General features: G+C 67.3%; 26 protein-coding genes. 9 read left to right on the forward strand and 17 right to left on the reverse strand.

Features of this window, described 5'->3' with window-relative positions; genetic code table 11:
* Positions 1-15: 15 nt before the first annotated feature.
* The gene (locus ACFC0O_RS32205) at positions 16-1,143 is read right to left on the reverse strand and encodes a GDSL-type esterase/lipase family protein (protein ID WP_375964578.1); all 1,128 of its coding nucleotides are present in this window, start codon (positions 1,141-1,143) and stop codon (positions 16-18) included.
* 110 nt (positions 1,144-1,253) lie between these two features.
* On the opposite strand from ACFC0O_RS32205, the gene ACFC0O_RS32210 reads away from it, so the two are divergent.
* Both ACFC0O_RS32210 and ACFC0O_RS32215 read left to right on the forward strand, forming a co-directional pair.
* Positions 1,254-1,727, forward strand: a complete 474-nt coding sequence (locus ACFC0O_RS32210) for a MarR family transcriptional regulator (RefSeq protein ID WP_364642547.1) — start codon at positions 1,254-1,256, stop codon at positions 1,725-1,727.
* Between the two features lie 36 nt (positions 1,728-1,763).
* Complete coding sequence (locus tag ACFC0O_RS32215) at positions 1,764-2,378, forward strand: class I SAM-dependent methyltransferase (RefSeq protein WP_375964581.1); 615 nt, start codon at positions 1,764-1,766, stop codon at positions 2,376-2,378.
* A 19-nt stretch (positions 2,379-2,397) separates the two neighbouring features.
* Here the strand turns inward: ACFC0O_RS32215 and atzF are convergent, their stop codons facing one another.
* From atzF to ACFC0O_RS32240, 5 genes are all read right to left on the reverse strand, one after another.
* Positions 2,398-4,047 (reverse strand): allophanate hydrolase, encoded by a 1,650-nt coding sequence (atzF, locus tag ACFC0O_RS32220; protein WP_375966373.1) that lies wholly within the window; start codon positions 4,045-4,047, stop codon positions 2,398-2,400.
* Positions 4,044-6,023 carry a 5-oxoprolinase/urea amidolyase family protein gene (locus tag ACFC0O_RS32225; RefSeq protein WP_375966375.1) on the reverse strand — a complete coding sequence of 660 codons (1,980 nt, stop codon included), beginning with the start codon at positions 6,021-6,023 and terminating at the stop codon, positions 4,044-4,046. The genes atzF and ACFC0O_RS32225 overlap by 4 nt, the downstream gene beginning before the upstream one ends.
* A 68-nt stretch (positions 6,024-6,091) precedes the next feature.
* On the reverse strand, positions 6,092-6,727 hold the full coding sequence (locus ACFC0O_RS32230; protein ID WP_375964584.1) for an urea amidolyase associated protein UAAP2: 636 nt from the start codon (positions 6,725-6,727) through the stop codon (positions 6,092-6,094).
* Complete coding sequence (locus ACFC0O_RS32235; RefSeq protein WP_375964586.1) at positions 6,724-7,473, reverse strand: DUF1989 domain-containing protein; 750 nt, start codon at positions 7,471-7,473, stop codon at positions 6,724-6,726. Before ACFC0O_RS32235 ends, ACFC0O_RS32230 begins: the two co-directional genes overlap by 4 nt.
* A 58-nt stretch (positions 7,474-7,531) precedes the next feature.
* On the reverse strand, positions 7,532-9,094 hold the full coding sequence (locus ACFC0O_RS32240; RefSeq protein WP_375964588.1) for an amino acid permease: 1,563 nt from the start codon (positions 9,092-9,094) through the stop codon (positions 7,532-7,534).
* A 171-nt stretch (positions 9,095-9,265) separates the two neighbouring features.
* Between ACFC0O_RS32240 and ACFC0O_RS32245 the strand changes: the two genes are divergently transcribed.
* Positions 9,266-9,916, forward strand: coding sequence for a TetR/AcrR family transcriptional regulator (locus ACFC0O_RS32245; RefSeq protein ID WP_375964591.1), 651 nt, complete (start codon positions 9,266-9,268; stop codon positions 9,914-9,916).
* Positions 9,917-10,013: 97 nt separating this feature from the next.
* Here the strand turns inward: ACFC0O_RS32245 and ACFC0O_RS32250 are convergent, their stop codons facing one another.
* A complete protein-coding gene (locus tag ACFC0O_RS32250; protein ID WP_375966378.1) occupies positions 10,014-11,834 on the reverse strand; it encodes a TerD family protein in 1,821 nt (606 codons plus the stop codon).
* A 351-nt stretch (positions 11,835-12,185) separates the two neighbouring features.
* Here ACFC0O_RS32250 and ACFC0O_RS32255 point away from each other — a divergent pair, with 351 nt between their 5' ends.
* The gene (locus ACFC0O_RS32255; RefSeq protein WP_375964594.1) at positions 12,186-13,862 is read left to right on the forward strand and encodes an MFS transporter; all 1,677 of its coding nucleotides are present in this window, start codon (positions 12,186-12,188) and stop codon (positions 13,860-13,862) included.
* On the opposite strand, the gene ACFC0O_RS32260 is transcribed toward ACFC0O_RS32255, so the two are convergent.
* The 7 genes from ACFC0O_RS32260 to ACFC0O_RS32290 form a co-directional block, all read right to left on the reverse strand.
* The gene (locus ACFC0O_RS32260) at positions 13,812-14,210 is read right to left on the reverse strand and encodes an NUDIX domain-containing protein (protein ID WP_364642525.1); all 399 of its coding nucleotides are present in this window, start codon (positions 14,208-14,210) and stop codon (positions 13,812-13,814) included. The genes ACFC0O_RS32255 and ACFC0O_RS32260 overlap by 51 nt on opposite strands.
* 25 nt (positions 14,211-14,235) lie before the next feature.
* A complete protein-coding gene (locus tag ACFC0O_RS32265) occupies positions 14,236-14,766 on the reverse strand; it encodes a hypothetical protein (protein ID WP_364642522.1) in 531 nt (176 codons plus the stop codon).
* Positions 14,767-14,898: 132 nt separating this feature from the next.
* Positions 14,899-15,696 (reverse strand): family 1 encapsulin nanocompartment shell protein, encoded by a 798-nt coding sequence (locus ACFC0O_RS32270; protein WP_375964596.1) that lies wholly within the window; start codon positions 15,694-15,696, stop codon positions 14,899-14,901.
* Positions 15,697-15,699: 3 nt separating this feature from the next.
* Positions 15,700-16,710: a Dyp-type peroxidase gene (locus tag ACFC0O_RS32275; protein WP_375964599.1), complete on the reverse strand. Its 1,011-nt coding sequence runs from the start codon at positions 16,708-16,710 to the stop codon at positions 15,700-15,702.
* A 125-nt stretch (positions 16,711-16,835) separates the two neighbouring features.
* Positions 16,836-17,162, reverse strand: a complete 327-nt coding sequence (locus ACFC0O_RS32280; RefSeq protein ID WP_364642514.1) for a cupin domain-containing protein — start codon at positions 17,160-17,162, stop codon at positions 16,836-16,838.
* A gap of 105 nt (positions 17,163-17,267) precedes the next feature.
* Positions 17,268-17,753 carry a dihydrofolate reductase gene (locus ACFC0O_RS32285; protein WP_375964602.1) on the reverse strand — a complete coding sequence of 162 codons (486 nt, stop codon included), beginning with the start codon at positions 17,751-17,753 and terminating at the stop codon, positions 17,268-17,270.
* Complete coding sequence (locus ACFC0O_RS32290) at positions 17,750-18,553, reverse strand: thymidylate synthase (RefSeq protein ID WP_364642979.1); 804 nt, start codon at positions 18,551-18,553, stop codon at positions 17,750-17,752. The genes ACFC0O_RS32285 and ACFC0O_RS32290 overlap by 4 nt, the downstream gene beginning before the upstream one ends.
* Before the next feature lie 98 nt (positions 18,554-18,651).
* Between ACFC0O_RS32290 and cobF the strand changes: the two genes are divergently transcribed.
* Positions 18,652-19,416, forward strand: a complete 765-nt coding sequence (gene cobF, locus ACFC0O_RS32295; protein ID WP_375964605.1) for a precorrin-6A synthase (deacetylating) — start codon at positions 18,652-18,654, stop codon at positions 19,414-19,416.
* 45 nt (positions 19,417-19,461) lie between these two features.
* On the opposite strand, the gene ACFC0O_RS32300 is transcribed toward cobF, so the two are convergent.
* Positions 19,462-20,232, reverse strand: a complete 771-nt coding sequence (locus ACFC0O_RS32300; protein ID WP_375964607.1) for a glucose 1-dehydrogenase — start codon at positions 20,230-20,232, stop codon at positions 19,462-19,464.
* An 81-nt stretch (positions 20,233-20,313) separates the two neighbouring features.
* Here ACFC0O_RS32300 and ACFC0O_RS32305 point away from each other — a divergent pair, with 81 nt between their 5' ends.
* From ACFC0O_RS32305 to ACFC0O_RS32315, 3 genes are all read left to right on the forward strand, one after another.
* Positions 20,314-20,628 carry a helix-turn-helix transcriptional regulator gene (locus ACFC0O_RS32305; protein ID WP_364642502.1) on the forward strand — a complete coding sequence of 105 codons (315 nt, stop codon included), beginning with the start codon at positions 20,314-20,316 and terminating at the stop codon, positions 20,626-20,628.
* A 100-nt stretch (positions 20,629-20,728) separates the two neighbouring features.
* Positions 20,729-21,106, forward strand: coding sequence for a DoxX family protein (locus ACFC0O_RS32310; protein WP_375964609.1), 378 nt, complete (start codon positions 20,729-20,731; stop codon positions 21,104-21,106).
* Between the two features lie 24 nt (positions 21,107-21,130).
* Positions 21,131-22,024: an RNA polymerase sigma-70 factor gene (locus ACFC0O_RS32315; protein ID WP_375964611.1), complete on the forward strand. Its 894-nt coding sequence runs from the start codon at positions 21,131-21,133 to the stop codon at positions 22,022-22,024.
* On the opposite strand, the gene ligA is transcribed toward ACFC0O_RS32315, so the two are convergent.
* Positions 22,021-24,012, reverse strand: coding sequence for an NAD-dependent DNA ligase LigA (gene ligA / locus ACFC0O_RS32320; protein ID WP_375964613.1), 1,992 nt, complete (start codon positions 24,010-24,012; stop codon positions 22,021-22,023). The genes ACFC0O_RS32315 and ligA overlap by 4 nt on opposite strands.
* Positions 24,013-24,113: 101 nt before the next feature.
* Here ligA and ACFC0O_RS32325 point away from each other — a divergent pair, with 101 nt between their 5' ends.
* Positions 24,114-24,980: a DNA-formamidopyrimidine glycosylase family protein gene (locus ACFC0O_RS32325; RefSeq protein ID WP_364642490.1), complete on the forward strand. Its 867-nt coding sequence runs from the start codon at positions 24,114-24,116 to the stop codon at positions 24,978-24,980.
* A 63-nt stretch (positions 24,981-25,043) separates the two neighbouring features.
* Here ACFC0O_RS32325 and ACFC0O_RS32330 read toward each other — a convergent pair whose 3' ends face one another.
* Positions 25,044-26,555: a carboxylesterase/lipase family protein gene (locus ACFC0O_RS32330; protein WP_375964616.1), complete on the reverse strand. Its 1,512-nt coding sequence runs from the start codon at positions 26,553-26,555 to the stop codon at positions 25,044-25,046.
* Positions 26,556-26,564: the final 9 nt, after the last annotated feature.

The raw sequence follows: 26,564 nt of genomic DNA on the forward strand, positions 1-26,564 counted from the left end.
CTCCGTGTGCGCCGATCAGCGATGTGCCGTCAGCGCCGCGATATCCACGGCCCCGGCCATGGCGCGGTGTCCGTCGTCATTGAGGTGCAGGCCGTCGCCGCTGTCGAATTCGGCGCGAATGAAATCGCCGGTCTCCGAATCCTGCACCGCCGCGGCGATATCGAAGACGGCGTCGAAGACATCGGTGTGGCGCAGCCAGTCGTTCACCTCGCGGCGGACCCGGATGCCTTCTGCGACACTGAGATCCGGGTAGATCACGCCCGCGAACGGGCCGATGGTGTTGGCGTAGATGGGCAGACCCGCCGCATGCGCCAGCCGCGCCAGTTCGACGTATCCGGCGATGAGTTCTTCGGCCGGAGTGGTGCCGCCGACGATCAGATCGTTGATGCCGAAGTTCGCCCACACGCCCGCCACGCCGGGCACCGAGAGCACATCCCGCTCGAAGCGATCCAGCCCGGATTCGCCGACTTCCGCTGTGACCAAACGGTTTCCGCCGATGCCCTGGTTCACGGCCCAGCCGGTGGCCAGCTTCTCATCGACCACGTCCACCGAGCGCCGGTTCGCGCCCGGGGTGGAACCGACGCCTTCGAACCAGGAGTCGCCGAAGGCCACCAGCACCGGGGCGACGGCGTCGGTCAGCACGTCGATGCCGGTGAGGAAGAAACGGGAGACGGTCTCCTGGGCGTCGGGCCAGGCGGTTTCGCCGGTCCGATCGCCGGGGACGATCCAGCCGGGCTGGGCGGGCAGGTGCGCGTAGGCGGCGAAGCCGGTCGGCTCGGGCAGGTAGAGGCTCAGTGCCAGTTCATCACCGGCGGCGACCGGCAGATGGATGGGGTCGCTTACCAGATCCGCGCCCGCCGGAACACGGGCCTCGGGGGATCCGTCGAAGCGCAGTTCGATATCGGTCTCGGCAGCGATCTCCGCGCCGCTCTTGCTCAGCGCGATGCGGGCGGCTCCGATGACCAATGCCCGGTCGGAGTACCGGTTGGTGAGTCGCACCCGCAGTTGCGATCCGGCCCCGGCCACCCGCACCACCTGGCGCAGGGACTCCGCGGCGAATTCGCGGGGCTCCGCGAGCCGGATCTGTTCGGCCGGATTCACCAGCGGTGCACGGAATCCGGCCACCCAGCGCTGTGTGCTCATCGTCTTCTCCATTTTGTTGCGGTGCGGAATATTGCGTTGGCAACAACATACTGGATTTGTTCCGCGTGTCAACTATCCGCATTGCAGTCATGTGGTTTACGCTGCTCAGCGTGGATCCCAAGCATCTGTTCGACGACCCCCGTCTCACCGCGGTCGGCCTGCTGTACGAGGCGCACGACGGTTTGCTCGCTCGGCTCGAACCGACCTGGAAGGGCAATGGACTCTCCGGGCTGGACCTGAATGCCCTGATGCGGCTGAGTCGTTCGCCCGGCCGCAAACTGCGCATGACCGATCTCGCCGTGCAGACCAATCTCTCGACCAGCGGTGTCACCCGCCTGGTGGACCGGCTCGAACGCAATGGCTTCGTCCGCCGCGAAGCGGATCCGGGCGACCGCCGCAGCTCGTACGCCGTGCTCACCGCCGCCGGGGCGACCCGCGTCGCACGGGTGCTGCCCGCGTATCTGGCAGGCGTGGAGCAGTGGTTCACCGGACTGTTCGAACCCGAACAGCTCGACGCCCTCACCGCGGCGTTGCGGGTCATCCGCGACACCACCAACCCCGAAGCCACCCACACCTCGGACTAGCGGCGCGCATCACCCGCCGTCGCTAGGCTTTTCGGCATGATCAACAGGTCGATCGACACCCCCGACGCCGACCGTTGGAACACCAATATCCAGTACCACGGCCTACTGGTCGACGCGGTGGCCGGATCCGACACGGTCCTGGACGTGGGCTGCGGCGAAGGCATGCTCAGTCGCCGTCTGCGCCAACACATCCCACACGTCACCGGCATCGACCTGCACGAGCCCAGCATCACCCTGGCCCGCACCCAACCCCCGGCGGACATCACCTACCTCCACGCCGATTTCCTGACCCACCCCTTCACCCCCGAATCCTTCGACGGCATAGTCTCGGTGGCCACCCTCCACCACATGGACCCCACCGCGGCTCTGACCCGAATGGCCGAACTCCTAAGGCCCGGAGGCACTCTCGCCCTGACCGGCCTGGCCAAACCCAACTGGCCCGCCGACCTCCCCCGAGAACTGGCGGCAGGCATCGCCTACAACTGGTACCGCTTCACCAAACCCCGCTGGGAACACCCTTCCCCCATAGTCTGGCCCCCACCCCACACCTACACCGAAATCCGCACCCTCGCCCACTCCCTCCTCCCCGCCGCCACCTACCGCCGCCACCTCTACTGGCGCTACTCCCTCACCTGGACCAAACCGCAGTAGCGCCAGAGGTTCTCGCGGATCAGAGCGCGCCGGCGGCGAGGGCGGCTTTCCAGCCGCCGTATTCGCTGATGTCCTTGGCGGTGGTGGCGGCCGCGCCGGTGCAGCTGAAGCCGGTTGTCCAGGTGGTGTCTTCGAGTTCTACCGCGCCCAGTTGCATGGGGGTGGGGAGGGTGGTGAGGAAGGTGCCGAGGGCGGCGGGGGAGAGGAGCCAGCGTTCGGCGGCTACCGAGATGCCCTGTTCGCCTTCGGGGACTCGGGTTACGGCGGGTTTGGGTGGGGTGGTGTCGAGGGCGGCGAGGCGGTAGTTGGGGGAGGTGCGGACGGGGCCTGCCCAGCGGGCTCCGAGGGTGGTGAGTTGGTGTTCCAGGGGCTGGCCGCGCAGGTGTGCGCCGAAGACGATCAGGTCTCGGACGGGGGCCACCGTGAGGGGCCAGGCGGGGGCGGGGAGGGAATCCTGCTGGGCCGCAATGAGAGTGGCGATGTCGTAGGCTACGGCGTCTTCGAAGGGGCGGGCCAGGATCGTGACGCCGAAGTGGGCGTCTCCGGCGGTGCCCGCGGGGACCGCCACCGCGCAGAGGTCGAAGAGGTTGCAGAAATTGGTGTAGGTGCCGAGGCGGGAGTTCACGGCTATCGGGTCGGCGGCGACCTCGGCGATGGTGGGGTGGCCGGGGACGGTGGGGGTGAGCAGGGCGTCCGCGCCCGCGAGGCTCGCCATGGCCCGGGTGCGCAGGCGCTCCAATTCGGCCAGGTCCGAAACCAATTGGTGGGCGGGGATATCCCGCGCGGCCTGGACGATCGAGGCGACGGTGGGATCGATGGAGTCGGGGTGAGCGTCCACGAATTCGCCTACGGCGGAGTACCTTTCGGCCACCAGTGCGCCGTTGTAGAGGAGTTTGGCGGCGGCGAGGAAGGGTTCCGGGTCGATTTCGATGATGCGTGCGCCGCGCTCGCGCAGCCCGGCGACGGTGCGTTCGAAAGCACTGTGCCACTCCGGATCCAGATCGGGCAGTTCGCTGAAGATCGCCACCACCGGATTGGGCGGGGCGGCCAGGCGGACATCGGCGGGCCAGGGGCGGTGGGGTGCGCCCGATGCCATGACGCCCATGGCGCGGTTCGCGAGTTCCAGGGTGGCGGCGAAGATGGTCACGCAGTCGTAGGAGCGGCAGGCGGGGACGACGCCGTCGGTGGCGACCGTGCCTATCGTCGGTTTGATGCCGACAAGGCCGTGCAGGGCCGCCGGGACGCGGCCGGAACCGGCCGTATCGGTGCCGATGGCGATATCGGCCGCACCGCGCGCCACCGCCACCGCGGAGCCCGAACTCGAACCGCCCGAGACGTATCCGGGGCGCGACGCGTTCTCCACCGCACCGTAGGGCGAGCGGGTGCCGACCAGACCGGTGGCGAATTGATCGAGATTGGTTTTGCCGACCACCACCGCACCGGCGGCGCGCAGCGCGGCGACCACCGCCGAATCCTGTTCCGGCGTATAGGCGTAGTCGGGGCACCCGGCGGTCGTCGCGAACCCCGCCACATCCACATTGTCCTTCACGGCCAACCGTAAACCGGCCAATGCACCGGTGGCGGAAGCGATTTCGGCCGCCACCTCGGAGTCGGGGCGGCGCTGGATCCATACGGACATGCTCGATCTCCTCTTATGCTTCGAGTTCAGGGCGTTTCGGTGAGCTCGCCCGCTTCACGCCACGAATTACGTTCCGCCGTAAAGGCTTCGGCCTGCATGGCGCGGAACGAATCGATGGACGCGGCATTGTCGGCGAGGAAGCGGCGATAGTCGGCGATCTTGAACTCGCCGTCCTCGGCCCGCAGTTCACCGCGCCCGGCGGCCACATCGGCGCGCAGGTCCAGCAGCTCTTCACCGCTCACCGGATACCAGCTGATGCGATCGAAATACCGCAGCAGCCAAGGATCTTCGCCGATACCGGTGGAGCGGTGATTCCACACCTGGGTGGTGCGGCCGACGAACTGATAGCCGCCCGGCCCCTCCATCCCGTAGATGCACAGGTACGCCCCGCCGATACCGACCGCGTTCTCCGGCGTCCAGGTGCGGGCCGGGTTGTACTTGGTGGTGACCAGCCGATGCCGCGGATCGGTCGGAGTGGCGACCGGCGCGCCCAGATACACATCGCCGAGTCCGAGCACCAGGTACTCGGCCGCGAAGACGGTATCGAAAACCTCGTCCACCGTGGCCAATCCATTCATCCGGCGGATGAACTCGATATTCCACGGGCACCACGGCGCATCGGCGCGCACACCGTGCATATAGCGGGTGATCGCCTCCCGGGTCGAGGGATCGTCCCAGGACAGCGGCAGCGAGACGGTGCGGCTCGGCACCACCAGCTGATCGGCAGAGGGCAGTTCGGCCTCCACCTCACCGAGCAGATCCAGCAGTTTGCCGGTCGGCAGGCGATCCGGATCGGTGCGCACCTGCAACGATCGCACGCCCGGGGTCAGCTCGGTGACCCCCGGTTCGGCACGCTCGAGCAATGCCTGGTGCAGTGCGTGCACGCGGGCGCGCAACTCCAGATCCAGTGTCATATCACCGTATTCGATGAGCATGCCGTCATTGCCCGCCCGGCGGTAGGTGACCGCGGTCTCGGAGCCTTCGCGGCGCGCCAGCACCCCGTCATCGCCGTCACCTCCGGCGGAGAGCACCACCGGCCAGGCCGCGCGCCGCTCGGCCCCCAGTTCACGCAGCGAGGCCGCGCGATCCGCGCGCACCGGCACGAACCGCACCTTATCGCCCGGCGTGAGCTGACCCAGCTTCCAGCGATCGGCCGCCACCACGGTCACCGGGCAGACGAAACCGCCCAGGCTCGGACCGTCCGGGCCGAGCAGAATCGGGGTATCGCCGGTGAAGTCCAGGGCACCGATGGAATACGCGGTGTCGTGGATATTCGACGGATGCAGTCCGGCCTCGCCGCCGTCCTGGCGCGCCCACTGCGGCTTCGGCCCGATCAACCGCACCCCGGTGCGATCGGAATTGAAATGCACCTCGTAATCGGTGCCGATGATCGTGTCGAAATCGCCGCGCGTGAAGAACTCCGGGGCACCGTGCGGCCCCTCGGTGACCGCCAGTTCCCAGCGCCGCGTGAACACCGGCTGATCGTCACCGGGCACCCCGGCGGTGACCCGCCCGGTTCCGCCGGGCGCGGGTACACCGTGAACGCCGAGCGCGAGGGCGTCACCGGCGGCCAAGGCCCGCCCGGTGCCGCCGCCGAACTTGCCGAGCGTGAAAGTCGAACGGCTGCCCAGGTATTCGGGCACTTCGATACCACCGGCGATCAGAATGTACGACCGCATGCCCGGACCGCGCACCATACCCACGTCCAGCACGCCACCGGCGGGCACGAGCACGCTGCGCCACTGCCGCACCGGCCCACCGTTCACCGTGACCGGTACCGGTGCGCCCGTAACGCACACCCAGGTCGGCGCATCGAACCGCAGAGCCGGTCCGCCCAGCGTGCATTCGAGCCCCGCCGCACCCTCCGGATTGCCGAGCGCCCGATTGCCGAGCCGGAACGACAGATCATCCATCGGCCCGGACGGCGGCACGCCCACGTGCCAATAGCCGATCCGCGCGGGCCAATCCTGCACCGTGGTCTGCATACCCGGCCGCACCACATGCATGGAAGCCGTTGTGACAGCGGGTAGTTCGGTATCGAGGGCGATGGCGTGCGGTTCGGGCAGCAGAGCGGTCATCGGGTCACCACCATGCGCACCGGGGTGGGGTCGAAACCATTGCAGGGGTTGTTGATCTGCGGGCAGTTCGAGACCAGCACCAGGGTGTCGATCTCCGCGCGCAGTGTGATCTTCTTACCCGGCGCGGAGAGCCCGTCCACGATGCCGAGCGTGCCGTCGGCCTCCATCGGAACATTCATGAACCAGTTGATATTCGAGACCAGATCACGCTTGCCGAGGCCCCATTTCATGCCCTCGGCGAGGAAGTTCTCCACACACGCGTGCTGATGCCGGGTGTGATGGCCGTAGCGCAGCGTATTGGATTCCTGCGAGCACGCCCCGGCGACGGTGTCGTGATTGCCGACCTCATCGGCGACCACCGTCATGAGCGCGGTGCCGCCGTCGGTGAGCAGTACGCTGCCGGTGCTCAGGAAGATATTGCGCTGCGCGGTGACGGTGGCCTGCGCGCTGTACCGCTCGGTGTGATCGTCCGCCGCGTAGAGCAGGCAGTCCACCGCCTGATTGCCGTGCAGATCGATGATCTCCAGCAGGTCCCCGGCGCGCACCACGGTCGACCAGGGGGCGCGGGCGGGTACGGTCTCATCGAGCACGACGGTGCGAGCGGCGGCGATGGTGTCCGAAGAGATGGTCATGCGATTGCCTCCAGCGTGCGTGCGTGCCAATCCAGTTCGGTGTTCTCCACCGCGCGCAGATACTCGGGATCGGAATTGAATTGCCCGGCAAGGTCTTCCGGGGCCGCCCAGGCCACCAGATCGATGTCCGTGGTCGGGGTGGGGTCGAGCGGATGCTCGGCATTGGCGAGCAGCAGCGTCACCGGCAGGTGAATGAGCAATTCCACCGCCGCACCCGCACCGGCGCTGCCGGTGGCTGTCAGCCCGCCATCGGATTCCACCCGGACACCCCGGAAGAACGAAATGGTCTGCGCGATATCGCGCGGCTCCAGTCCCTGTTTGACCCCGGCCATCCGCAGCCGGTCCCGGGCCTGTGCGGAAGTCCCGCACAGGGTGTCGTGGTGTCCGGAGGAATCCGCGACCACCGTGGCCAGCACCCGCCCCTGATCCGACAGCAGCGGATGCCCGGACCCCAGGTACGCCTGCCACGGCACCTTCACCGTATCGGCGACATTCATTCGCTCCCAGGGTGATTCGGCGCGCACCAGCAGCAGATGCGCGCAGCCCGAACCCGCCGGATCCGAGATTCGCACCCGGGTGCCCCGGCCGAGCACCACATTGGCGTAGCCGCCGGACGGAATCCGTTGTGCGAAGGTGATTTTCGCTGTTTCGACGCCTTCCGGCAGTGCCGGACCGGCTATCGCGGCGGCGGCGGCCTGCGACCTCGCATGCGCTCGCGCTCCCGAGGTGTCTGCGGTGGTTGTCATCGGTACTCCTTCCGTCGGCCGCCGCGGGCGGCCGGTGCGATGCTCTGCCGGGTGTCGCTCAGGCGGGTTGGATGATCGGCTCGGTAGCGGTGGCCGTACGCGCGGCCGTCACCAGCCGGTACACCAGCACGCCCGCCGCGACCGTCACGATCACGAAAAGCGGTGCGGCCCACTGCATCCACCAGCTGCCGCCGGTCGGGATGTAGACCTCGGCGCGCGGCCAGGCCAGATTCACCGCCATGGCGATGCCCCACACCACGGCCAGCGCGTTGATCGGAATCCCGTAGCGGCCCAGCCCGAACAGCGGTTTGCCGTTCTCGGTGGTGGCGTCATCGGCGGGCCAGCCCTTGATTCGCCGCACCAGCAGCGGCACCGTGACCAGCAGGTACGCCAGGTAGAGGGTGACGATGCAGACGCTGGCCAGGGTCGCGAAGATGGCGGCGTTGCCCAGATTCAGCACCAGCAGGCCGATGCCGAGCACACCGATCACCACCGCGGGCAGCACCGGGGTGCCGAAACGCGGGTGCACGGCGGCGAGCTTCGCGGCGAACGGCAGCTTGCCGTCCCGCGCCATGGAGAACATCAGGCGCGAGCCCGCGGTCTGAATCGCCAAGGTGCACACCGTGATAGCGCACGCCACGCAGGCGAGCACGACCTTGCCCGCCGGGCTGTCCAGCTTGGCCTCGATCACGTACGCGAGGCCGCCGGTGCTCAGCGATCCATCGGTGAGGCTCGGGGCCGCCATCAGCGCGCCGAGCAGAATGAGCCCGCCGCCGATGCCGGATACCGTCAACGCCGTCAGAATGGTGCGCGGCGCGACCTGGCGCGGATTCTTGGTCTCCTCGGAAAGCTCACCGGCGGAATCGAATCCGACCATCACGTAGGCGGCCATCAGACCGGACACCAGGAACGCGGCCCAGTACGGTCCCGGCGCGGCCTGATCGGTCTGGGTGACCACGCTCGGTCCGCGATCGGCGTGCGTGAAGAACACCGCGATCACCGCGAGCACGCCGACGATCTCGATGGTGACGCCGAGCGAATTGATCCGCGCCATCCAATCGATGCCAACCACATTGATGAAGGTGGTCACCACCAGCAGAATGCTGCCCAGCACAACGGCATTCACCGCACCGTCATGCGAGGTGAGCGCGCTGTCGGTGCCGACCAGCTGGAAACCGCTCCAGATCGTGGGCAGCACCACCTGCAGTGCGATGGCCGCCGCCGCGGCGGTGACGATCTGCGCGATGATCATCATCCAGCCCGCGAACCAGCCGACCAGCTCGCCGGCCAGATGCCGCGACCACTGGTAGATACAGCCCGACAGCGGATAGCGCGCCGCCAATTCCGCGAAGTTCAACGCCACCAGCAGCTGACCCGCGAACACGATCGGCCAGGTCCAGAAGAAGGCCGCGCCGCCGAACGAATAGCCCAGTCCGAAGAACTGGAAAATCGTGGTCAGGATGGAGACGAAGGAGAACCCCGCGGCGAACGAGGCATAGCGCCCGAGCTTGCGATGCAGCACGGGCTGATAGCCGAAGCTGGCCAGATCGGCGCTATCGGCGCTGGTCGCGCCGTTGTTCGGCGGGTGGGTGGGAACGATGGAATCGGCGGAGGCAACCATGGCGAATCCTTCGGGCGGCGAATATCTATCGATTGAAAGTTTTCCAATCCCGATCGCTCGCCCGGTGACGCCGATGTATCCGGCGGATGGCCCGCCGTAACTTCTGCATTGCCGGTATTTCTATCGAGTGACAGAAACCTCACATCGGCGCGGTAGGACAGAATGAACCGCGTGACCCAACTCGGACCTGGACGTCCCCGCCTGGAACCCCGCCGCAGGGCAGGGCAGACGCCGCGCGCCGAGATCCTCGACGCGGCAGCCGAACTGTTCACCGGCAACGGTTACGGCAGCACCTCGACCCGCGCCATCGCCGATGCCGTCGGCATTCGGCAGGCATCGCTGTACCACCACTTCGCGTCCAAGGACGACATCCTCGACGCGCTGCTCGGCGAAACCATCACCGGACCGCTGGAACTGGCCGAACGCCTGGCCATCACGGACGCACCCGCCGCCGTGCGGCTCTACGCGCTGGCTCGATTCGACGTGGACCAGCTGTGCGCCGCACGCTGGAATCTGGGGGCGCTGTACCTGCTACCGGAATTGCGCAGCGAACGCTTCGCCGCCTTCCGGGCACGGCGCGACGAACTGCGCCGGCACTACGAAATCCTGGCCGCCGCGGTCATTTCCGAGGCCGGGAACCCGACGGTGCCCGGCGCGGACCTGCTGCCGTTCCGGCTCGTCGAATCGGTCATCAATATCCGATCCGACGAGGGCGCGCCGCCGGAGTACGCCGAGCGGCTCATCCCCGACGCCATGCTCCGGCTACTCGGTTTCTCGGGCGATTTAGGTGAGACCCGCTCAGCTGCAATCGAACTCGGCTGAGCTCTCCGTCATCCCGGCATGTTTTTGGCCGGGATCCATCGGACCGGTGTGTATCCCGGCCAAAAGCGCGCCGGGATGACGAAGTGGTGGTCCTGATTCAGGACTTGCCCTTCGAGGTGCCCCACTTGAGTTCCCAGCGGTACGCCTGATCCACCGCGAGTTTGCCCCAGAAGCGGTGGCCGTCCGGCGGGCGCACGAAGACGCCCTCGCGGCGAACCACCAACTCGCCGTTCACATTCTCGATCAGCGCCAGCACCATTTCGCGGGAGTCGTCGACGCAGCCGCTGACCTCCATCTCGATGGGCGGGGAATTGCGCGGGTAGAGCGTCGCGGTGGCGTGCACGCCCCGGAAATCCTCCGCGCCCTCGTACAGCGAGGCGAACACCAGGATCCGGCGGAACTGCGCGGTGTTGTCCAGATTGATGGACAGGTTCTCGCCGCCCTGGCTCGCGCCCGTGCGATCGTCCTGATCCAGTTCGATGAACGGCGCGCGATGCAGATTGCCCATGGTGTCCAGCGGGCTGATGCAGCCCTTGGAACCATCGGTGAGCTCCCAGAAGCAGCACAGATCCAGGTCCAGGCCGCCATTGCCGCCGCGCTTGCGGCCGAACAGCCCGCTCGACGCACCCGGCACCGACCAATTCAGATTGACCCGCATGATGCCGCCGGTCGCGCCCTGCTTGGTCAGCGAGACCGCCGGGGCCTCCTTGGTGAGCGAGATCTTGCCCAGATTCACCTTGGGCTCCGCACTACCGGGACCCTGCTGGAACTGCTGCGGCGGAACCGGATTCGCGCCCTGATACGGCGGGGGCGGCGGCTGGTTCCCGCCCGGCTGGAACGGCGGCACCGGCGCGCCACCCTGCTGATACGGCGGAATCTGGTTCCCGCCGGACTGATACGGGTTCGGCGGTGCGGGATACGGCGGCTGCTGCGGCGGCTGATATCCGCCGGGCGGCGGGTACTGACCACCGGGCGGGTACTGCCCGGCCGGATCCGGATACTGCCCCGGCTGCGGCGGATACTGACCGGCGGGCGGATAACCCTGCTGCTGACCGCCAGGCGGATACTGTCCGGCCGGGTCCGGGTACTGGCCCGGCTGCGGGGCATAGCCACCGGGCGGCGGGTACTGCCCGGGCGGCGGCGGGTACTGACCCGGTGCGCCGAACTGCTGATTCTGACCCGGTGCGCCATACGGCTGCTGATCCGGGGTGGGTGCGCCGTACGGCGGTGGATTCTGGCCCGGCGCAGCGTAATTCGGCTGGGGTGCGCCGGTCTGCTGCGGCGGTGCGCCATAGGGCGGCGGGGGAGTCTGCGGCGGCACCGGCGGCGGCGGAGTCGCCTGCGACGGCGCGGCGGGCGGGGGCGTGCCGAAGGACGGCTGCGGTGCGGACGACTGCGCGGGCGCGTCATCGACGGAGATGCCGAAATCGGTTGCCAGCCCGGCCAATCCGGTCGCGTAGCCCTGACCGACCGCGCGGAACTTCCAGGCGCCCTGGCGGCGGTACAGCTCGCCGAGCACATAGGCGGTCTCGGAGGAGGCGTCGGTGGGATCGAAGCGCGCCACCTCGGCGCCGCTGCTCGCATCCACCAAACGCACGTGCAGACCGGGCAATTGGGCGAAGGTGCCGCCGTCGGCGGAGGCGGCGATGACGATGGTCTCGATCTGCGGCTCCACCTGCCCCAGATTCACCGACAGCGCGTCGACGATCGTCGGCCCCTGTCGCTTACCTTCGTGCCGGACCGCGCCGGACCCGTGCTGCGGCTGGTTGTAGAAGACGAAATCACTGTCCGAGCGGACCCGGCCGCCGGATAGCAAAAGCGCCGAAGCATCGGCGTCCGGAACGCCTGGACCCGACTGCCACCCCAGCTCGACCCGAACCGCGGACGCCGCCACCGGAACGTTGGAACCCTTCATCATCGACACGCCCTCAAACGTATCCGATTCGGACATGCGCTGTCCCGGTTCGGTCCTGGTGATCCGGTCGGCGACGCGGGTGTCCGCCCTGCCCGGCGTCAGCCCCCTGAACGCAGTGGCAAATATTCGGCATCGATCGTCTCGTTGCTCGCCGCGCCGCAGTTACCCGGTCTACTTCGGTCATTGACAGTGCTCTGAACTGGCTATTTTCCGGAAACAGGTAACCGTCTCGTCACCTTGGGCCGCTGTCCAACGGGTTGCACATACACTTATCAACGGCCATGCGGCACCTCGATGGCTACTGCGAGATACCGATTTTTCGGACGGCTGTCCCATGCGCGGCGGGAGCGACGGATGACGGAAATGCAGCTGGACCTGGGTCGCAAGAAATGGATCACGCTCGGTGTACTGGCGCTCGGGCTCTCCATGGTGGTGCTGGACGGCACCATCGTCTCGGTCTCACTGCCGGTCATCATCGATCAGCTGAGTTTGAATTTCACCCAGGCGCAATGGGTTACCAGCATCTACGCGGTGGTGCTGGCCGCACTGCTGATCACCGCCGGGCGACTCGGCGACCGCTTCGGGCGGCGCAATATGTTCGCCCTCGGCGTGCTGATCTTCCTGATCGGCAGCGTGCTCTCGGCCTCGGCGACCAGCGCCTGGCCGCTGCTCTGGGGACGCGTCGTACAGGGCATCGGCGCGGCCGGTGTCATGCCGGGCACCCTGGCCACCATGAACGCGCTGTTCCGCGGCCGGGACCGGGTCATCGCCTTCGCGGTGTGGGGTTCGGTCATCTCCGGTGTGGCGGCCATCGGACCGCTGCTCGGCGGTTGGCTCACCACCTCGTTCACCTGGCCGTGGATCTTCCTGGTCAATATCCCGCTCGGCGCGGTGGTGCTCATCGGACTGTTCCTGTTCGTGCCGGAGACGCGCATGGGCAAGGCCGCGCCCGGGCTCGATGTGGACGGATTCCTGCTCAGCGCCGCCGGTTTCGCGCTGCTGGTATTCGCGCTCATCGAAGGCCAGACCTATGGCTGGTGGAAACCGCTGCGCGAGTTCCCGATGCCAGGCTTCCACTGGTCCGAGACCGCGTGGATCTCGCCGATTCCGGTGTTCATCGCGCTCGGGGTGCTGGCGCTGGTGCTGTTCATCCGCTGGGAGCAGCATCGCAATCTGATCGGGCGTTCGGCGCTGCTGGATCCGAAGTTGTTCCTGATCCCCAGCTTTCGATGGGGCAATCTCACCGCGTTCGCGGTATCGCTCGGTGAATTCGGATTGCTGTTCGTACTACCGCTTTTCATGGTGAACGTGCTCGGATTCTCCACGCTCGGTGCGGGTTTCGTACTCGCGGCGATGGCGGTCGGCGCCTTCCTGGCGGCGGGCATCGCCGAGGGCATCGTGCGCAAGGTCGGGCCGGTGCGGGTGGTGCGGCTCGGTCTGGCCTTCGAGGCGATCGCGATCGCGCTGGCGGCGCTGTTCGTCACCCCGCACATCTCCGGCTGGTGGCTGGCGGTGCTGCTGATCGGCTACGGCATCGGATTGGGTATGGCCTCGGCGCAATTGACCGGAATCGTGCTCGCCGATGTGCCGCCCGCCAATTCCGGTCAGGGCTCGGCGACGCAGAGCACCGTGCGACAGGTCGGCTCCGCCTTCGGTATCGCGGTGATCGGCGCGCTGCTCTCGGTGGCGCTGGGCAATGATCTGCCGAAACGGCTCGACGACGTCAAGGATCTGCCCGCAAGCGCCGCCGACACCCTCGCCACCGCCACCCGGGAATCCGCGGGCGGCGCGATCTCCGGGGTGCGCGATCACGACGGCGCGGCCGCGGTGCTGGACGCGCTGGAACGCGGCTTCACCGACGCCACCCGCACCACTCTGCTTGCGGCGGCGCTGTTCCTGTTGATCGGCTTGGCCGCGGCCACCCGCATTCCCTACCGCTCGCCGGACGCGCTGACCGACAGCGACACCGACAGTGCCGAATCAGGCGTCGATCAGGCCGAGGGCGTGCAGCCGCTGAAAGACCAGGAGTGAACCCGGCGCGACATGATCCATCGCCCGGTATTCGGCGACGGTGAAATAGCGCAGCTCCGCGATCTCCCCGGACGGCCGCGGCTCCTCGGTGAGCTCACCGAGGAAACAGGTCATATGCAGGCGGGTGCCGGGCGCGTGCCCGTACGCCTCCGCCTCGAAGATTCCGAGTTCGGCGACCTGGACCGCGCCGACGCCCAGTTCCTCGCGAATCTCGCGGTGCAGCGCCGACTCCGGGGTCTCACCCGGATCGATCTTGCCGCCCGCCATGTAGAAGACGTCCTTACCGGTGGACCTGGTCTGCAGCAGACGACGATCCCGGATATAGGCCAGTGCCGCTGTGCGAATCACGGCATCGACCCTACCGAGGCGCGATTCAGCGCGTCGGCGGGGCCAAACGCCAGTGCACGGTGAGCGCGTCGGCGATCTCCGGCAGTACGGTGATCGGAATGCGCTTACTGCGCAGCATGCCGCGAATCTCATTGACCTGCTCGCGTTTACGCATGTCATAGGCGCTGCCGACGGGCTTCACCACCGGCGGGATGGACAGCAGCACCAGTTCGTGATGCGGCTCGTCACCGTCATTGAGGTCCAGTGCCAGCGACCAGCGCGCGTTCTCATCGAGCGCGAACCGGCCCGCCACCACCCGATCCCAGGCCAGCGTCGAGGCGCTCCACGGCGTGCGCCGCACGATCGACTGATCGGTCAGCACCACGCCGTCGCGCCCGAACAACAGGAACAGCAGCGAAATCCCCGCCGCGACGCCCAGCAGCAAACCGGTGAACACCCGATTCACCCCGAACAACCCGACCACGATCCCGCAGATCCCCGCGGTGACCAGCACCCCGGCCACCCCGTACCAGGCGGCCCGCCGTCCCGGCACCACCCCGGCCCGCACCATCGTCATCCCGCGCCTCCACCTCATGTGCTGCGCGTCACGGTACCCGGAATAGCGCGGTCGGGCCTCCCCGAGCTACCCGCCGCAAAAAGCGGTCGGCCCCGTGCGCGTTTCGCGCACGGGGCCATTCGTCTTTCTCGCTCACGCCTCCAGGGCGACGGCTGCTTCGGCGGTGTAGACGAGGAAGGTCAGGCTCTCCTGGAAGTAGAGCTGCACCGATTCCGCGTCGTGCGAGAGGTAGCCGATGGACAGGTCCTGGCCGATCTGGAGATCGAAATCGCCACCGCGGGTGGAGAGTACGAACGCGCCGTCGATCGCCGGGGCCCAGATGATCTCACCGTCGATGAGCCGCTCGATATGGGTGCGGATCGGATGACCGTGATCGGAGGTCTCGCTGACCGCCGTGTACAGATCGGCCGACAGCAGCACCGAATACGGCCCGTCCACGCCCGCCAGCCGCAGCTTGCTCAGCGCCTGGGTGACCGCCTCGGGAGCCAGCTTCGGATCACCGGGCAGTTTGACCGGCTCGCACGAGGTGCTGGCCCGGATGCCGACGATCCCGGCGGCCGGATAGCCCTCGAACAGCGCCCGGTCCTCGGCGAAGGCGATGCGCTTGGCCGCCTCCTTCACCGCGTCCAGATCGGTGTCCTTGGCCCCGCGCTCCACATTGTCGAGCTCATCGCGGGACAGCGTGAACGGCACCCGCAGCTCCACCAGCGGCACCACCACACGCTGGCGCGCCTGCACCCCGTCGGCGGGGGCGGTGATCTCGGCGGTGCGGCCCACGCCGACCGCGGAGTAGTCCGGACCGTGCGGGCCGGATACATCGACCACGCGCCGACCGGCGATATGCCGCTTGAAGGTTCGCGTCGCTTCCTCTTCGATCGCCGTCCAGGCGGAAGAGGTTATCGGCGCGAGTTCCCGGTGGAGGTTGTTCATGCTTCAGCTCCTTTTCAACGTGCCGATTCCGAGGGAACCATCGTGGGAGACAACACCATTGGTTGCCGGTGATTCCCGGTCTGCCACGGCCGCGGGCGCGGGTGCGTCCGGCAGCGCGTCGAAGAACGCCAGGGGTGGCGCGAAGAACGAGGTACCCGTTATTGCCGTGGAGAAATCGAGGATGCGGTCGTAGGCGGCCTCATCGGTGCCCAGGAACATGCGCTCGAGCATCAACTCGGTGACCGCGGGGGTGGCCGAATACGCGATGTAATAGGTGCCGAACTCGCCGTCCTTGACGCTGCCGAACGGCATATTGGCGCGCATGACGGTGCCGTTGTCATCCTGATCGTTCACGGCCACATGCGAATTCGCGGGCTTGTCGGCATCGGAGAGCTCATAGTCGTCGAGTTTGGTGCGGCCGATAACCCGCTCCTGCTCCTCGACCGAGAGCGCCTTCCAATCGCCGAGATTGTGCAGATACTTCTGCACGATCACATAACTGCCACCGGCGAATTCGGCATCCTCGTCACCGACCAGCGCGGAGGCTACGGCCAGCTGACCCTCGGGATTCTCTGTGCCGTCCACGAATCCGAGCAGATCGCGCTGTTCGAAATACCGGAAGCCGACCGTCTGATCGACGATCGCCCCCGCACCGGCCAGCCGGTCGCCGATGGCCATCGCCAATTCGAAACAGGCGTCCTGGTTTTCGGCCTTGATGTGGAACAGCAGATCACCCGGGGTGACGGGGGCCTGATGCTTATCGCCCACGTATCCCGGAAACTCGTGCAGCTCAGCCGGTTTCGCACCGGCGAAAAGACGATCCCAGGCATCCGAACCGATACTGGTATTGCAGGCCAGTCCGGAACCCGGCACCCGGAAGCCGATGGATCGGCGCAATCCGGGCAGATCTGCGAGCAGGTCGCGTACCGCCGCCTCGCCACCCTCGTCGATCGTGGCGACGAGAAAGATAGCGGCGGGCGTAAGCGGGTCGAGGATTGGCTGCGGCTCACCCATGCGCTCAAGCCTAGAGCGCCGGGCCGACGGACCGCCCGCCCGGTTGCCCCGTGTCTGCCCGATAGCCGCAAACCCGCACGGTACCGCCAGGTCGCGGCATCAGTGGCGGGGCCGGGTGCCGTCGGTCACTTGGCCACCGTGAGCAGGAACGCCACATCGTCGATGGCCTTCACGCTGTGCCGCGCGTTCGGGATCACCAGCAGATCGCCGGCCGAACCCTTCCATTCGTTCGTACCGCTGATCAACGACAGCACCCCGCTGAGCACCACCATGGTGGCCTCACCCGGGTTCTCGTGCTCCGCCAGGCTCTGCCCGGCGGTCATGGCGATCACCGTCTGGCGCAGGCTGTGCGCGTGCCCGCCGTAGATGGTGAGCGAACTGCGTCCGCTCGATGCGGTCGCGGCCAGCTTGAGCTGCTGACGAGCGACCGCGGTCAGCGACTTCTTGTCCATGGACTGCCTTTCGCCGGAGTATCCGTGAGTATGCCGGACTACTTCCGGAGCGACCGGCAGATTGGGCCGTTCGTTGCAGGAATTGGCAGAGGTGGAATGCGTGCGTTATCGGTGATACCGCCGGAAGCGGAAACGCGGACCCTTCGCCGATTCGCGCCACGGCTCCGGTGCTGCGGACCATTCCGGGCCGATGGCGGGGGCGTAGCAATCGCCCTCGATCTTCGCGTCCACCTCGGTGACCATCAGTTCGGTGGCGAAAGGCATTGCGGCACGGTAGATCTCGCCGCCGCCCATTACCCACACCGGACCGTCGCCGCTCGCTTCCAGTGCCTCCTCGAGGGAACCCGCGCGTTCGGCTCCCGATGCGGCCCAATCCGTTTGCCGGGTCACCACGATATTGCGGCGACCGTCCAGGGGGCGGAAACGCTCGGGCAGCGAATCCCAGGTGCGCCGTCCCATCACCACGGGATGACCCCAGGTGACTTCCTTGAAATGCGCCATATCCTCGGGCACCCGCCAGGGAATGGTGTTGTCCAAACCGATTACCCCGTCCGGGGTTTGGGCCCAGATCAGCCCGACCCGTCTGCTCACACCGCCACCGCGGCCTTGATGGCCGGATGGTGTTGGTAGCCCTGGATTTCCACATCCTCGTAGGCGTAGTCGAACAGCGTCGGCGCGGGGCGCAGACGCAGGGCCGGGAACGGATACGGTTCGCGGGTCAGCTGTTCCCGCACCTGCGTGAGGTGATTGTCGTAGATGTGCACATCGCCGCCGGTCCAGATGAATTCGCCGGGCTGCAATTCGGTCTGCTGCGCCACCATCAGGGTCAGCAGCGCATAACTCGCGATATTGAACGGCACGCCCAGGAACAGGTCCGCGCTGCGCTGATACAGCTGGCAGGAGAGTTTGCCGTCGGCCACGTAGAACTGGAAGAACGCGTGGCACGGGGCCAGCGCCATCTTGTCCAAATCGGCCACGTTCCACGCCGATACGATCATCCGCCGCGAATCCGGATCGGTGCGCAGGGTTTGCAGCACCTGCGAGATCTGATCGATATGGGTGCCGTCCGGCGTCGGCCAGGACCGCCACTGCACGCCGTAGACCGGGCCCAGATCACCATCGGCGTCGGCCCATTCGTCCCAGATGCTGACCCCGTGGTCCTGCAACCACTTCACATTCGAATCGCCGCGCAGGAACCACAGCAACTCGTAGACGATGGATTTGAGATGCACCTTCTTGGTGGTGATCAGCGGAAAGCTTTCGGACAGGTCATAGCGCAGCTGATGCCCGAAAATACTGCGGGTACCGGTACCCGTGCGATCCGCTTTCGGGGTGCCGGAATCCAGCACCAGCCGCAGCAGATCCTCGTATTGGGTGTCATGCGGGGCGATGCTCTGGGGGTCTAGAGAGGCGCTGTCCACGCTTGCCAACCTTACGCACGCCCCGCCCTCGCGTATGACACCCTTCCCGCCTGGCATGCTGTGGCGCTGTGCGCAAGCTCTATGTGATCGGAATCGGCGCCGGTGATCCGGACCAGGTGACGGTGCAGGCCGTCAAGGCCATGCGCCGCGCGGACGTGTTCTTCGTGATCGGCAAAGGGGCCGAGAAGCGGGAACTCGAGGATGTCCGGGCGACCATCCTGGCCGAATACGCGGATCAGCCGCACCGGGTGGTGCAGGTGCTCGATCCGCCGCGTGATCGCAGCGTGCCCGGGGTCGGCGCGGACAGCGCGTATCGCGGGGTCGTCGAGGACTGGCACGAGGCGCGGGCCGGACTGCTGGAACAGGCCTTCGCGGAAACCGAAGGCGTGGGCGCGATTCTGGTGTGGGGCGATCCCTCGCTGTACGACAGCACGCTGCGCGTGGTCGAACGGGTGCTCGAGCGCGGGCGGATCGGCTTCGACTACGAGGTGATTCCGGGTATCACCAGCGTGCAGGCGCTGGCCGCCGCGCATCGCATGGTGCTGCACGAGATCGGGGAACCGCTGCACATCACCACCGGGCGGCGATTGCGCGAAGAGGGTTTGGTCGCAGGGCAATCCACGCTGGTGATGCTGGACGGGGACTGTTCGTTCACGCAGGTTCCCGGTGATGACATCTACATCTGGTGGGGCGCGTACCTGGGCATGCCCGATGAGGCGATCATCGAGGGCCCGTTGCGCATCGTGGAGGGTCGCATCACCCGCCGCCGCGCCGCGCTGCGCGAATCCAAGGGCTGGATCATGGATATCTACGCACTGCGGCGCAACGGCTGAGCGGATGCGACGGTTGAGCGGCGCGACCGAGGCTGTGTCTCGCGGCTAGATCTGCGCCGCCGAGGTCGCGGTGATCAGGCCGCCGTCGACGAGCAGATCCTGTGCGGTGATGTAGGAGGCTTCCGCCGAGGCCAGGAAGGCGACCGCCGCCGCGACATCCTCGGAGGTGCCCAGGCGCGCGGCGGGCACTCCCACCGTGACCGATGCCTGGATCTCGGGCGACGCCTCGGCGAAGAAGGCCGGGGTGGCGGTGTACCCGGGGCTCACCGAATTGACCCGGATACCGCGCGGGGACAGCTCCGATGCCAGGGTGCGGGCCAGATTGTGCACGGCCGCCTTGGTCGCCGAGTAGAGCGCCGCGCCCGGACTGCCGCGGTGCAGTGCGAAGGACGCGTTGATCACGATCGAGCCGTTGTCGGCGAGCAGCGGCAGCGTCTTCTGAATGGTGAAGAAGACGCTCTTGAAATTGATGTCCAGTACGCGGTGGTATTCGGCCTCGGTGACATCGGTGAAGGCTTGGAACGCACCGATTCCCGCGTTCGCGAAGACCACGTCGAGGCGGCCGAAGCGGTCGGCGATCGCGTCGGCGAGCAGCTCCAGATCGGCGATGTTCGCGGCGTCACCCGGTACCGCGAGCACTCGGTCCCCGGCATTCAACTGCTCGACGGCGGCATCGAGCCGCGCCTTGTCCCGCCCCGTGACGACCACGCTCGCGCCCTCGTCCAGTAGCCGCCGCGCGGTGGCCAGGCCCATTCCGCTGCTGCCGCCGGTAATGAGCGCGATCTTGCCGTCGAACCGGGAACCGTTGGCTGACATGGCGAATCCTCCTACTGTTGAATTGTTCAAAGACTTACGTACAGTTCAACTGTTTGTCAACAGTGGAGGTATTCTGGGGCCATGATGACGGCACATCCGGAACGATCGCAGATCCAACTCGCGAACGTCCTTGCCGCCGTGGGGAATCCGCTCCGGCTGCAAATCGTGCAGGCGTTGCAGGACGGCGGCGAACACACCTGCGGTTCGATCATCGACGGAGTTCCCAAGTCCAATCTGACCCACCACTACCGCGTGCTGCGCGATGCCGGTCTCATCTGGCAACGCCCCTGCGGCCGCGAAACCTTCCAATCCCTGCGCCGCGACGACCTCGACGCCCGCTTCCCGGGGCTGCTCGACACCCTCCTGGACGCCGCCCGCCGCGACGCCGAGGTCTGAACTGCCGTTTCTCCGATTCGAGTGATCTGGCTCACCCGCTGTCACAGCGCTCAGCGACGCGGTGTCTTGTGCCCGAACACCCCGAAAGAGGAGAAACGCCATGAACGTCGCACTGTGGATCGCCACCGGCCTGCTGGCCTTCGTCGCCCTGATGAGCGGCACGATCAAAACCGTCATGCCGCAGGCGAAACTGGCCGAAGCCCCGGGCGGGGAATGGACCGCGGGCGTCAGCGCCGGGGCGGTCAAGGCGCTCGGACTGGTCGAGATTCTCGCCGCCGTCGGACTGATCCTGCCCGCGGTGCTCGATATCGCACCGGTAATGGTGCCGGTGACCGCGGTCTGCTGGATCGCGCTCATGATCGGCGCGATCATCACCCACCAGCGGCACCACGACGGGCCCGTGGTGGTGCTGAACTTGATCTACCTCGCGCTCGCCGTGTTCATTGTGGTGGGGCGCTTCGGTATCGCGCCCTTCTGATCGACCTCGAAGAAGGACTCCGCTGTGCGCGACCCCGTCACCGATCCGGCCACCGCGGCCTTCGTCGCGCACCGCAATCTGCTCTTCACCGTCGCCTACGAAATGCTCGGTTCGGCCGCCGACGCCGAGGACATCGTGCAGGAGACCTGGCTCCGCTGGGCCGAGGTGGATCTGGGGCAGGTGCTCGATCAACGCGCCTACCTGGTGCGCATCACCACCAGGCAGGCGCTCAACCGGCTGCGCACGCTGAGCCGCCGCCGGGAGTCCTATGTCGGGCCGTGGCTGCCCGAGCCACTGTTGACCACACCGGATGTGGCGCTGGATGTCGAACTCGCCGAGAGCGTTTCGACCGCGCTGCTGCTGGTTCTGGAAACCCTGTCGCCCACCGAGCGCGTGGTCTTCGTACTGCGCGAGGTCTTCGATATCGGGCATGACGAAATCGCGGAGGCGGTCGGCAAGACCCCCGCCGCCGTGCGGCAGATCGCGCATCGCGCCCGGGAACATGTGCAGGCCCGCCGCCCGCGAGCGGTCGCGTCCCCGAGTCAGACCCGGGCGGCGCTGGAATCGTTCCGGCAGGCGCTGGAAACCGGGAACCCGCAGGGTCTGCTCGAGGTGCTCGCACCGGACGTGGTGCTGTTGAGCGATGGCGGCGGCTTCAAGCAGGCGGCGCTGCGGCCCGTCATCGGCTTCGAGAACGTGTCCCGGTTCATCGTGGGCGGTATCGGCAGATCCACCGCCGTGCTCACCGTCGAACCCATTGTGGCCAATGGCAATCCGGCGCTGGCATTGCACCTGGACGGTGAGCTCGACGGTGTCATGTCACTGCGCGTCGATGGTGACCACGTGGTCGGTCTCTACTACATGCGCAATCCGGAGAAGCTCTCCGGCATGCAGCATGCGACCACGCTGCGCCGCTAGACGACCTTGGCCTCGATCAGCAGGTTCCAGATCTCGCCCTGGTCGACGACTTCCACGCCGAGTTTCTCGGCCTTGGCCAGCTTGCTGTCACCGACGCCCGCGCCGGTGATGAGCATGTCGGTGTTCGCCGAGACCGAGGAAGCCGCTGTGGCACCGGCCTTTTCGCAGAGGCGCTGGAAGGTCGGGCGGGCTACCTTCTCGCCGGAGCGGGGGTCGGCGATCGCGCCGGTGATCACCACGGTCTTGCCCGCCAGGGGTGCGCCCGCGGCGACGACCGGGGGCAGATCCTCTTCGCGCACATCGAGATTGACGCCGAGTCCGCGCAGGCGATCCAGTTCCGGGCGCAGCCGGGTGAGGTGGGCGACCAGCGAGGCCGCGACCTTGGGGCCGATATCCTCGACCGCCACCAGGCGCTCCTCATCGGAGTCGGCGACCTCCTCCAGGGAGCCGAATCCGGATCGGGCCAGGCGGGCGGCGGTGCCGTCCGAGGCCATGGGAATGGCCAGGCCGATCAGGGCGCGGCGCAGGCCGACCTCGCGGCTGGCATCGATGGAATCGATCATGCGCTGCGCGGAAACCTCACCGACGCGGTCGAATTCGAGCAGGCGCTCCTTGGTCAGGGTGTAGAAATCCGACGGGTTCTCCAGATCGCCCGCCTCCGCGAGGCGTTCGATCCACACCCCGCCGATGGCATCGATGTCCGCGGCCGCGCGCGATGCCCAGTGGATGAGCCGCCGCACGGTCTGCGCGGGGCAGGAAACGTTGGTGCAGAACAGTTCTCGGCTATTGCCCTGTTCGGTCACCGGCTGCCCGCAGGACGGGCAGACGGTCGGGGGAACGATCTCGATCTCCGCACCCGTGCGCTTGGCGGCGTCGAGCACGCCCGCGACGAACGGGATGACATCGCCCGCGCGGCGCACCAGCACCGTGTCACCGACCTTGATATCGCGGGCGCGAATCACCTCCTGATTGGCGAGCGTCGCCTTGGTGACCGTGGTGCCGCCCACGAAAACCGGTTCCAGCCAGGCCACCGGTACGATCTTGCCGGTCTTGCCGACATCCCAGATGACCTCGCGCAGCAGGGTGGTCTTCTCCTCGGCGGCGAACTTGAACGCGAGCGCGCCGCGCGGCGAATTCGATCGGGTTCCCGCCGCCGCGTAGGCATCTCGATCGGCCAGCCGCAGCACCGCGCCGTCCAGGTCGTAGTCCAGATCATTGCGGCCCTGCTCGATCGCGGTGATCGCGGCCTGCGCCTGTTCGGCGTCATCACAGTGCCGCATCTGCGCACCGGCGATGCCGAGCGCGCGCAGGCCCTCCTCCAGATCGACCGCGGCGTCATCGGTTTCGGTATCGAGGTCGAAGCCGAAGAATTGCAGGCGTCGCTCGGCCACGGTCGCGGGATCCTTCGCGCGCAGCGTGCCCGCGGCGGCGTTGCGCGGATTGATCAGCGGCTTGTCCGGATGCGCCACGTTGTAGGCGGTGAAGGTCGAACGCAGCATCACCGCCTCACCGCGCACCTCCACCCGCCCCTGCGCGTCGATCTTCTCGGGAACGCCGTCGACCAGGGCACGCACCAGCGGGGTCACATCATCACCGGTGGTGCCGTCACCGCGGGTCACCGCCCGCGCCAGCCTGCCGTCTTCATAAACCAGGGACAGCGACAGCCCGTCGAGCTTGGGCATCACCACCACGGACTGCCCGGGGAAGCGATCGAAGAACGCCACCACCTGCTCCGGCTTGGTCGCCTTCTCCAGCGACAGCATCGGCCGCGCATGCCGCACCGGGGCGTGCAGCACCGACGGCGCGCCCACCTGATCCAGCGGATTCGGATCGGGCGTCAGCTCCGGATGCGCCGCGATCAGCCCCCGTAGCTCATCCTCGATCGCGTCGTATTCGGCGTCCGCGACCAGCGGCGAGCCCTGATAGTAGGAATCGCGCAGCGCCACAATCCGGCCCGCGAGCTCTTCGATACGTTCCCCAATTTCCACAGACCGGACGTTACCGATACCCACCGACGTTTCGCCGCCGCATCGCTGCGGTCGCGCGTGTGACCACTGCGGGTGTCGGTGGAGGTCGGTAGGCTGCGGGGGTGCCTGAGCTACCAGAGATTGTGGCGCTCGAGCAGTTTTTGAGCGCGCATGCGGTGGGTGCGGTCGTGGGACGGGTCGATATCGCGGCGCTGAGCGTGCTGAAGACCTTCGATCCACCGGCGACCGCGCTATCGGGGCGGGATGTCACCGGGGCGGGACACTGGGGCAAACATCTCGGGCTCGACTGCGATGGGCTGTGGTTGATCACGCATCTGTCGCGCGGGGGTTGGTTGCGGTGGCTCGACGATCCGTCCGCGACACCGCCCAAACCGGGGAAGGGGCCGCTCGCGCTGCGGGTGCATTTCTTCACACCGGAGGGGGATACGCCCGCGTTCGATCTCACCGAGGCGGGGACCAAGAAGCGGCTGGCGGTGTGGATCGTGCCGGATCCGCAGTTGGTGCCGAGTATCGCCCGGCTCGGACCCGATGCCATGGTGGTGGGGGAGCCGGAATTCGCGGAGATCCTGAAGGGCACGACGCAGCGGATCAAGAACGCGCTCACCGATCAGACGTTGATCGCCGGAATCGGCAATGCCTATTCGGACGAGATCCTGCACACCGCCAAGCTCTCGCCCTTCGCCAATTCCTCGACGCTGGATCAGGAGCAGGTGGCGCGGTTGTACGCCACCATGCGCGAGATTCTGGCCGATGCCATCGCGCGCTCGGTGGGGCAGGATGCCGCACGCCTCAAGGGGGAGAAGCGATCCGGGATGCAGGTGCACGGGCGCACCGGTCTGCCCTGTCCGGTCTGCGGCGATATCGTGCGCGAAGTCGCGTTCGCGGACAAGTCTTTTCAGTACTGTGCCACCTGTCAGACCGGCGGCAAGATTCTCGCCGACCGGCGAATGTCGCGGCTGCTCAAGTAGATTCGCGGCCGGTCGAGTGACACCGCCGAATCACCCGGATGATTCGGCGGTATCGAAGGTCGGCTAAACCAGCGCGGGCAGGTGAACTCCCTGCCAGGCAAGGCGTTTCGCGCGTTCGGGGTCGTTCTCGACTCGCGACGGGTAGTCGATGATCATGGTGGCGCGGCGGTCCTCGGTATAGGCGGGCCAGTTCGGCAGGGGTGCGCCGGTGCGGGCGAAGGACAGCCAATTGTCTTGGAACTGACGGGAAACCGCGCGGAAGCCGCGGCCGCCACCGGCGGCGGTGAGCGCCCGGCCGACCGGCGTGGTCGTCGCACCGAAGACCGGGATCAGATCCAGGGCGTGCGTCGCGCCGAAACCCGCGAGTTGCATGGTGCGCGGGGCGAAGTCGTAGCGATAGGCGTACGTCGGCGCGAATCGGCTGTGACCCGCCATGACCTCGAGCGACGGCCGCCAGAAGGTGAAATCGCCGCCCATGCGCACCGTCGTCTTGCGGTCCGGGAAGCCCGGATAGGCCGCGGTGACCCGGGATTCGGCATCGCCGCCCACCTGCTTCAGCACCCAGTGCAGGCGTTCGGGCGTGGTGGGCAGGGTGTCGTCGAAGCGCACGAAGAGCGTGCCCTCATCGCGGTTGGTGCCGATGATCAGCGGCACTCGATGCGCGTTCCCGCTGGTGAAGGCATCCGGAATGGATTGCGGTAGGAAATCGCCGTCTATCTCGGGTGCGGCCGGGAAGATGCCGGGCTGATTCCGCATCACCTCGTTGACCGCGCGATCCACCGCGCGGCGAATGTCATTGGGCCGCGCGCTGAGCAGCGCTTCGGCCGCCGTGCCGGAATCCGCGCCGAGTTTGGCCAGACAGCGCTGTGCGAACAGTTTGGCATCGGCCTGCGACGGCCCCCAGTCCGCGGGCGGACTCTGCGCGATGCCCCGATGGAACAGTCCCGCGGCGGCGGGCGCGGCCATCAGCGCGAGCACCGCGTGCGCCCCGGCGGATTCACCGAAAATGGTGACATTGCCCGGATCGCCACCGAACGCGGCGATATTGCGCCGCACCCATTCCAGCGCCGCCACCTGATCGCGCAGGCCCAGGTTGGTGTCGAATTGTGCGGTGGCGGTGGAGTATTCGCTGAAATCGACATACCCGAACGCGCCCAGCCGATAGTTCATCGACACCACGATCACATCACCGCGCACCGCCAGCCGCGCACCCGAATACAGGCCCAGCGCGGAGGTGCCGATGAAGTAGCCGCCGCCGTGAATGAACACCATGACCGGGCGCGGTGTGGACGAAGGCGCGTTGGGCGCGGTGACATTGAGCGTCAGGCAGTCCTCACCCGTCGGCTGCTGCTGCCGCGCCCCGATCTGCGCACCGCGCCGGTGTTGCATTGCGGCGAAACCGAATTGGGTGGCGTCCCGCACCCCGCTCCACGGTTGCACGGGCTGCGGCGCCCGGAAACGGAGTTCGCCCACCGGGGGAGCCGCGAAAGGAATGGACCGCCAGCGTGACACGCGGCGGCCCTGGGAACCGCGCACGACGCCGTCCGCGGTTTTGATATCGACTGTTGCCACCATCAACCGATG

This window comes from Nocardia sp. NPDC056100 (assembly GCF_042266325.1).
Taxonomy (GTDB): domain Bacteria; phylum Actinomycetota; class Actinomycetes; order Mycobacteriales; family Mycobacteriaceae; genus Nocardia.

Coding starts and splice junctions, on each gene's coding strand:
- ACFC0O_RS32225 (WP_375966375.1), bottom strand. CDS start 6,023: ATGCATGTGGTGCGGCCGGGTATGCAGACCACGGTGCAGGATTGGCCC.
- ACFC0O_RS32240 (WP_375964588.1), bottom strand. CDS start 9,094: ATGGTTGCCTCCGCCGATTCCATCGTTCCCACCCACCCGCCGAACAAC.
- ACFC0O_RS32330 (WP_375964616.1), bottom strand. CDS start 26,555: ATGGTGGCAACAGTCGATATCAAAACCGCGGACGGCGTCGTGCGCGGT.
- ACFC0O_RS32250 (WP_375966378.1), bottom strand. CDS start 11,834: ATGATGAAGGGTTCCAACGTTCCGGTGGCGGCGTCCGCGGTTCGGGTC.
- ACFC0O_RS32305 (WP_364642502.1), top strand. CDS start 20,314: ATGATGACGGCACATCCGGAACGATCGCAGATCCAACTCGCGAACGTC.
- ACFC0O_RS32300 (WP_375964607.1), bottom strand. CDS start 20,232: ATGTCAGCCAACGGTTCCCGGTTCGACGGCAAGATCGCGCTCATTACC.
- ACFC0O_RS32310 (WP_375964609.1), top strand. CDS start 20,729: ATGAACGTCGCACTGTGGATCGCCACCGGCCTGCTGGCCTTCGTCGCC.
- ACFC0O_RS32205 (WP_375964578.1), bottom strand. CDS start 1,143: ATGAGCACACAGCGCTGGGTGGCCGGATTCCGTGCACCGCTGGTGAAT.
- ACFC0O_RS32265 (WP_364642522.1), bottom strand. CDS start 14,766: ATGACGATGGTGCGGGCCGGGGTGGTGCCGGGACGGCGGGCCGCCTGG.
- ACFC0O_RS32275 (WP_375964599.1), bottom strand. CDS start 16,710: ATGGGTGAGCCGCAGCCAATCCTCGACCCGCTTACGCCCGCCGCTATC.
- ACFC0O_RS32270 (WP_375964596.1), bottom strand. CDS start 15,696: ATGAACAACCTCCACCGGGAACTCGCGCCGATAACCTCTTCCGCCTGG.
- ACFC0O_RS32215 (WP_375964581.1), top strand. CDS start 1,764: ATGATCAACAGGTCGATCGACACCCCCGACGCCGACCGTTGGAACACC.
- ACFC0O_RS32280 (WP_364642514.1), bottom strand. CDS start 17,162: ATGGACAAGAAGTCGCTGACCGCGGTCGCTCGTCAGCAGCTCAAGCTG.
- ACFC0O_RS32235 (WP_375964586.1), bottom strand. CDS start 7,473: ATGACAACCACCGCAGACACCTCGGGAGCGCGAGCGCATGCGAGGTCG.
- ACFC0O_RS32255 (WP_375964594.1), top strand. CDS start 12,186: ATGACGGAAATGCAGCTGGACCTGGGTCGCAAGAAATGGATCACGCTC.
- ACFC0O_RS32230 (WP_375964584.1), bottom strand. CDS start 6,727: ATGACCATCTCTTCGGACACCATCGCCGCCGCTCGCACCGTCGTGCTC.